The sequence below is a fragment of the Serratia sp. CY43202 genome (genome assembly GCF_052168755.1).
Lineage (GTDB): Bacteria > Pseudomonadota > Gammaproteobacteria > Enterobacterales > Enterobacteriaceae > Serratia > Serratia bockelmannii.
The window spans coordinates 1-5,399 of sequence record NZ_JBJNMB010000019.1; the positions used below are offsets into that span (position 1 = coordinate 1).

The window sequence follows — 5,399 nt, forward strand, 5'->3', positions numbered from 1 at the left end:
TGACACCGGTAAACCGAAAGGCAGGAACAGGAGAGCGCACGAGGGAGCCACCAGGGGGAAACGCCTGGTATCTTTATAGTCCTGTCGGGTTTCGCCACCACTGATTTGAGCGTCAGATTTCGTGATGCTTGTCAGGGGGGCGGAGCCTATGGAAAAACGCCCCGGTGGGGCGTGGCCTTTTCGCCCTTGTCCTTAGTTTTCGTTATGCTTACCGTTATGTTATCTGCTTATCTTCCCTCCGCTCGCCGCAGACTCATGACCGAACGGAGTGAGCGAATGAGCGAGGAAGCGGAAAACCATCAGAACGTACAGTAAGTACTTTCGCGCCGGGGCCTTCATGAACAAACAACAAAAGACAGCCGTTAACATGGCTAAATTCATCCAGGATCAGTCCCTGCTTCTTCTGGACAGGCTTAATGAGCTGGATCTGGATCATGAGGCTGATTTCTGCGAGAAACTCCATGAGGATGCGGAACGCCTTTACCGAAGCCTGTCAGCGCGCCTGAATGAGCAGCAGGACGGTGCGTAATGGCTCCGTTCTGGGTATTACCGGAGTAATACCGGCATCGCCTTAATTTTCATTGTCCTGGCGCTTAATATTATTACCCCGGTAATACCCAGAATCCCTTTATTTTTTCTTTTTTATTTATTTTTCATGAAGTTGCGATGAAAATCGCGGCTGCGTTAGGTGTATGACCATTTAAGGGGCAAAAAATTATCATTCTGGCCGCGTGATCTGCGCAGGTTAAGGAGCATCGGCGACGAAAAAGCGTCCTTAACTGCTTCGTTCATGCAAGCATGAACGGATTATTTTTCCGGACTACAGGTAAACTACAGGAAGACTACAAAAGTTGATGACTTAATCCTGATTTTTAGTGCGATGACTACAGATAAACTACAAAATAACTACAGGATTACCTCAGATCCGTTCTCTGAACCATTCGTACATCCGACCCCCTTACCGGTTTTACACTGAGCACTGATGCTCTGAGGTCCCTTATGACGAAACAACAGAAAACAGCGCTGAACATGGCTAAATTCATCCAGAATCAGTCTCTGCTCCTGCTGGAGAAGCTTAACGAGCTTGATCTCGATGCTGAGGCCGACCTTTGTGAGAAACTCCACGATGATGCGGAGCATCTTTTCCGTACACTGTCCTCGAGACTGGATGAATTACAGGATGGTAACTGATGGCCAGAGTGTCTATTAGTGAAGCAGCACGGCTTGTTAAGGTTAGTCGCCCTACTATTTACAAGATGATTAACAGTGGTAAGTTAAGTTACACCTCTGTTGTAAAGCACGGGAAGGGTATTAAAGTTATTGATACATCAGAGCTTATTAGAGTGTTTGGTTCTCTTGATGGTGTCATCGATGATGTAAAAAGTGACGCAGAATCTACAGGTATTAACAGCGTTGGTTTACATGATTTACAACATAGAATCGCTTTACTTGAAGCTGAAAACGATGGTCTTAAAGGGGCTGTTAAGGCTCGAGATGAGCATATTGATTCCCTTCGTCAGGCTATGCAGCTTCTGGAGCACAAGCACGAACCTTCTTCACCACCCCATTCCCCGTGGTGGAAATTCTGGAAAAAATCCTGATCCCGCCATGCTTGAGTTTTCCTCTCCGGCCATCCCGGGGCGTTCCTGAACCTTCCCAAAAATCGCCAGATCCGGGAACACTCCTCACCACGAAAAATACCCACACACCACGCAAAATTAAAATTTTGCAGATAACTCCTTATTATCAGTTGGTTAGGTTTTATTAAATTACGCAGTATTACCTTCTGTAAGGTCAATCCAAGTCGTCGGTGATTCGTGTACGACTTGCCGACGACTCGTCATAGAGTCATCGACGACTCACTCCACACTATCAGTAACTTATGACGACTTGACTCTAGAGTCGAATCGTCGCTTTGGCGTTTTTTTGACCGCGGTGACTCTAGAGTCAAGTCACGAGTCGAATCGCCGGTGAGTCGTCCGGCGACTTGCCATAACGTGATTGCCGGCCGTCGACGAACCCGATTCCTGAACGTGCTGAAAACCGGTTTTCCGGCTGCGCCGGCAACGCTTCACGGCCACGCAATAAATTGCGTCCCCGTTCACCGTTTTCGGATGGGAAGAACGCCGGAAACAGGACTTCCCCTGGCTGAATGGTGTCAATTTCCGCGCTATGCACTTGTGCGCATACTCATGCATGCCGTAAAAACAGAGCCTGCGCGTTTCTGGCGGGTTTTCGGGTGGTTTGTTGCCTTGTTTACCGGTTTCCCGTCAGAAACGCCCTGAGGGCATCTCAGGCGGTGCTGATAACGGATGTTATGGTAAATGCAAATGGTTCTGGTGATGTGAAAAAGCCGCCTGAAAGGTGGCTTTTTCATTTTTTAGATAGAGTCGAACGGCATTTACGACACCAGCTTTGGTTAGTTGCTCCTGAGGGGGGGGGGGCCGTTCTTAATCCGAATAGTGCCGATAGAGAAAACTAACCATTTGACAATAATAAACACGGAATGTGACTTAAAGTCCGTTGGGTTTTGAGTCACCAAATGCAATTATAAATTTTTTTTACGGATTTAATGTATGAATCCAGAAGATATCAAAAAAGTTTTTGGTGAAAACTTAAGACGAATCAGAATGGAGAAAAATATTAGCCAAGAGAATCTTGCGTTTTTATCCGGAATGGACAGGACTTACGTAAGTGGGATAGAGCGAGGGAAGCGGAATGTAAGTCTGGTTAACATAAATAAAATAGCATTGGCTTTGAATGTGGAAATAAAGGAGCTCTTTTAATGGTGGATTTCGTTAAGAAAATAGATGAGTTAGCATCTAAATATAATGTAAGTCAAAGGTCTGTAGTTTACAAATATATCGAAAAAAAGACTAGAGCATCAGGCAGAGATAGCAAAGCTAGGCGTTCACTTGGCAATTTATATGCGCTATATGTTCTTTGTGAAGCATATAATGATGGGGCGAAGGGCGGGACCTCCTTCTCTGTTTTAATGCAGAGAATGAGAGCGCTTCCTTTTGGTTCTAAACTGCAAAATCATCCTTTGGATAATAGATTGAATGATGAGGTAAGAAGAAGTTTTTTAGTGCAGGATAATATGTTACCTGTGCAAAGTGCGACAGAAGGAACAGTAAAAAAAAGAATAATTTCTATTGATTTTCTTTCAGAGTTTGGCATGGATCCCGGTTCATCTTCATTGTTTATCACTAAAGCAATTGATTTATATATTGACGAAATAACTGAAAAACAAAATGAATTCCTTTTTAATATTGAAAACTCGAATGGAAAAGAAGGGATATTGAAATTTATTGAAAATTCCTTTAGCCCAAATGCAGATGCTAGGTTGTTTGAGGTCGTATCCTTTTCAGTGCTAAAATTATACTTCTCTAAAAAAAATATTGTAATAAATGGAAGAGAGGAGTTCTTCCAGCTGTTTAAAACAGGAAGGACTAATGCTAATGATGGTGGGATAGATTTTGTTTTAAAGCCAGTAGGAAGGTTTTTTCAAGTGACTGAGGTTTTAGACTTCAAAAAATACTTTTTAGATTTCGATAAGACGAATAAATTCCCTATGAGTTTTGTTGTTAAAACGGATCTTGATCCAGAAGGAGTTATGAGGTTAATAAAGGTTAATGCAGAAAAAACTATGGGCGAAGAATTAGCGAATAGATATTTTGGCTTGTTTGAAGAGGTTTTTACTTTACCGACCCTTAGAAATATTGTAGGAGTGATATCTGACTCTCTTGAGGATCTTGAAGAACTCAAGAGAGTCATTATTGAAAACTTTAAATTAGAGTATGGCCTTCTTGACTAGAGGGCAGATCATCAATTAACAAATCAGAAATGTCATTATCATCCCCCCTGACATTCTTCGATTTGTTTTTTGTCTTCCTTTTTTTTAATTTTTCTAATTCTTTTGGGGTGTAACTTGAAGGTATGTTTAACCTTCTTATGCCCATTTTTACATACTCTTCGTTTATTTCTATACCTATAAATCTTCTATCTAGAGACTTAGATACATCTCCCGTTGTAAAGCTACCAGAAAAAGGATCTAAAACTACATCCCCTGGATTTGATGAAGCTAAAACAATTCTCTTTAGAAGAGAAATTGGTTTTTGCGTTGGGTGGTTTTCATATTCCTCCATAAGGAATCTTACTCGGGGAAATTCCCAAACATTTCCAGGTACTTTTTGAGTATTATAAGGTTGAGGTGGATTCTTCCTGTAATCAATTAAAGCTCTTTTGGAACCTGTTTTTGCTTCAACCAAGATATCTTTACTGTTAAAAGTATATTTTTTGGGGTCTTTAACCATCATTAATATTGGTTCATACATAGAACCAAAGTAGTTTTTAGCTTGAACCCCAGAGCTATCATAAGACCAAACTATTCTACTCTTTATATGAAAGGTATTCCTGCATTTTATGTCAATATATGGCATGTTCTCAGTACTATTCATTATATACATAGTGCCATTTTTTTTTAAAACTCGATGACATTCATCAATGCACTCGAATAGCCAATGAAGAAATTCATTATCATCCCAAGACTCAATAAGACCATCGAAATCTTTACCGATATTATATGGCGGATCTGCAAAAACCAAATCTACGCTTTCTGATGGTAACTTCTTTAATTCAGTTAAAGCATCACCATGGATAATTTTATTTTGTTCATCTGTGAAATATCTGGCTTCGAATTCAATTTTCATCTTTTACCCTTAGTGTGACTCATAGTCTACTATGCTACCGTCAAAATTGATGCTGTACAACCTTCATAGCTCTACTTTTGTGCTTTATGATTGCCTTTAAAAACATATATAAGTTGCATATATAATGTATTAAATTTTAACTTATTGATTTTCATGTGTTAATGCTTAAATCTTAGGTGGTGGTGAAGAGGCTCTGAGGGTTATCAAAGACTGCCACTAACAATATTGATGCTTAATTGCTTCGTCAGTTTTCAGTAGGATCTCAAAAGATCCTCTTGAGATCATCTATATCTGAGCGTAATCTCTTGCTCTGTAAACGAAAAAACCACCTGGGGAGGTGGTTTTTCGAAGGTTCAGTAAGTTGGGGAACTTCTGAACCGTGGTAACAGTCTTGTGCGAGACATGTCACCCAATCTGTCCTTCCAGTGTAGCCTCACTCAGGCCACCACTTCAAGAACTCTCGATACTTCTCTCGCACATTCTGTTTACCAGCGGCTGCTGCCAGTGGCGCTTTTGCATGTCTTTCCGGGTTGGACTCAAGTCGATAGTTACCGGACAAGGCGCAGCGGTCGGACTGAACGGGGGGTTCGTGCATACAGTCCAGCTTGGAGCGAACTGCCTACCCGGAACTGAGTGTCAGGCGTGGAATGAGATAAACGCGGCCATAACAGCGGAATGACACCGGTA

General features: G+C 41.6%; 7 protein-coding genes. 5 read left to right on the top strand and 2 right to left on the bottom strand.

Annotated features, from left to right (window positions below):
• Positions 1 to 337 precede the first annotated feature (337 nt).
• The 5 genes from ACJ8J5_RS24620 to ACJ8J5_RS24640 all read left to right on the top strand — a co-directional run bounded on the left by ACJ8J5_RS24620 (position 338) and on the right by ACJ8J5_RS24640 (position 3,817).
• Positions 338 to 529, top strand: coding sequence for a Rop family plasmid primer RNA-binding protein (locus ACJ8J5_RS24620; RefSeq protein ID WP_001041614.1), 192 nt, complete (start codon positions 338 to 340; stop codon positions 527 to 529).
• 470 nt (positions 530 to 999) lie between these two features.
• Positions 1,000 to 1,191: a Rop family plasmid primer RNA-binding protein gene (locus tag ACJ8J5_RS24625; protein WP_032421723.1), complete on the top strand. Its 192-nt coding sequence runs from the start codon at positions 1,000 to 1,002 to the stop codon at positions 1,189 to 1,191.
• Entirely contained in the window at positions 1,191 to 1,601 is a 411-nt protein-coding gene (locus ACJ8J5_RS24630) for a helix-turn-helix domain-containing protein (protein ID WP_048295909.1), read from the top strand. The genes ACJ8J5_RS24625 and ACJ8J5_RS24630 overlap by 1 nt, the downstream gene beginning before the upstream one ends.
• Before the next feature lie 975 nt (positions 1,602 to 2,576).
• On the top strand, positions 2,577 to 2,786 hold the full coding sequence (locus tag ACJ8J5_RS24635; RefSeq protein WP_064168505.1) for a helix-turn-helix domain-containing protein: 210 nt from the start codon (positions 2,577 to 2,579) through the stop codon (positions 2,784 to 2,786).
• Positions 2,786 to 3,817: a type II restriction endonuclease gene (locus tag ACJ8J5_RS24640; protein ID WP_155367701.1), complete on the top strand. Its 1,032-nt coding sequence runs from the start codon at positions 2,786 to 2,788 to the stop codon at positions 3,815 to 3,817. The genes ACJ8J5_RS24635 and ACJ8J5_RS24640 overlap by 1 nt, the downstream gene beginning before the upstream one ends.
• Here the strand turns inward: ACJ8J5_RS24640 and yhdJ are convergent.
• Positions 3,789 to 4,712: an adenine-specific DNA-methyltransferase gene (yhdJ, locus tag ACJ8J5_RS24645; protein WP_155367702.1), complete on the bottom strand. Its 924-nt coding sequence runs from the start codon at positions 4,710 to 4,712 to the stop codon at positions 3,789 to 3,791. The genes ACJ8J5_RS24640 and yhdJ overlap by 29 nt on opposite strands.
• A gap of 433 nt (positions 4,713 to 5,145) precedes the next feature.
• On the bottom strand, positions 5,146 to 5,307 hold the full coding sequence (locus tag ACJ8J5_RS24650; protein ID WP_096111359.1) for a replication initiation protein: 162 nt from the start codon (positions 5,305 to 5,307) through the stop codon (positions 5,146 to 5,148).
• Between the last annotated feature and the right edge of the window lie 92 nt (positions 5,308 to 5,399).

Excerpts from the sequence above, each read along its gene's own strand:
- yhdJ (WP_155367702.1), bottom strand. The coding sequence starts at position 4,712 with ATGAAAATTGAATTCGAAGCCAGATATTTCACAGATGAACAAAATAAA.
- ACJ8J5_RS24640 (WP_155367701.1), top strand. The coding sequence starts at position 2,786 with ATGGTGGATTTCGTTAAGAAAATAGATGAGTTAGCATCTAAATATAAT.
- ACJ8J5_RS24630 (WP_048295909.1), top strand. The coding sequence starts at position 1,191 with ATGGCCAGAGTGTCTATTAGTGAAGCAGCACGGCTTGTTAAGGTTAGT.
- ACJ8J5_RS24635 (WP_064168505.1), top strand. The coding sequence starts at position 2,577 with ATGAATCCAGAAGATATCAAAAAAGTTTTTGGTGAAAACTTAAGACGA.
- ACJ8J5_RS24650 (WP_096111359.1), bottom strand. The coding sequence starts at position 5,307 with ATGCACGAACCCCCCGTTCAGTCCGACCGCTGCGCCTTGTCCGGTAAC.
- ACJ8J5_RS24620 (WP_001041614.1), top strand. The coding sequence starts at position 338 with ATGAACAAACAACAAAAGACAGCCGTTAACATGGCTAAATTCATCCAG.
- ACJ8J5_RS24625 (WP_032421723.1), top strand. The coding sequence starts at position 1,000 with ATGACGAAACAACAGAAAACAGCGCTGAACATGGCTAAATTCATCCAG.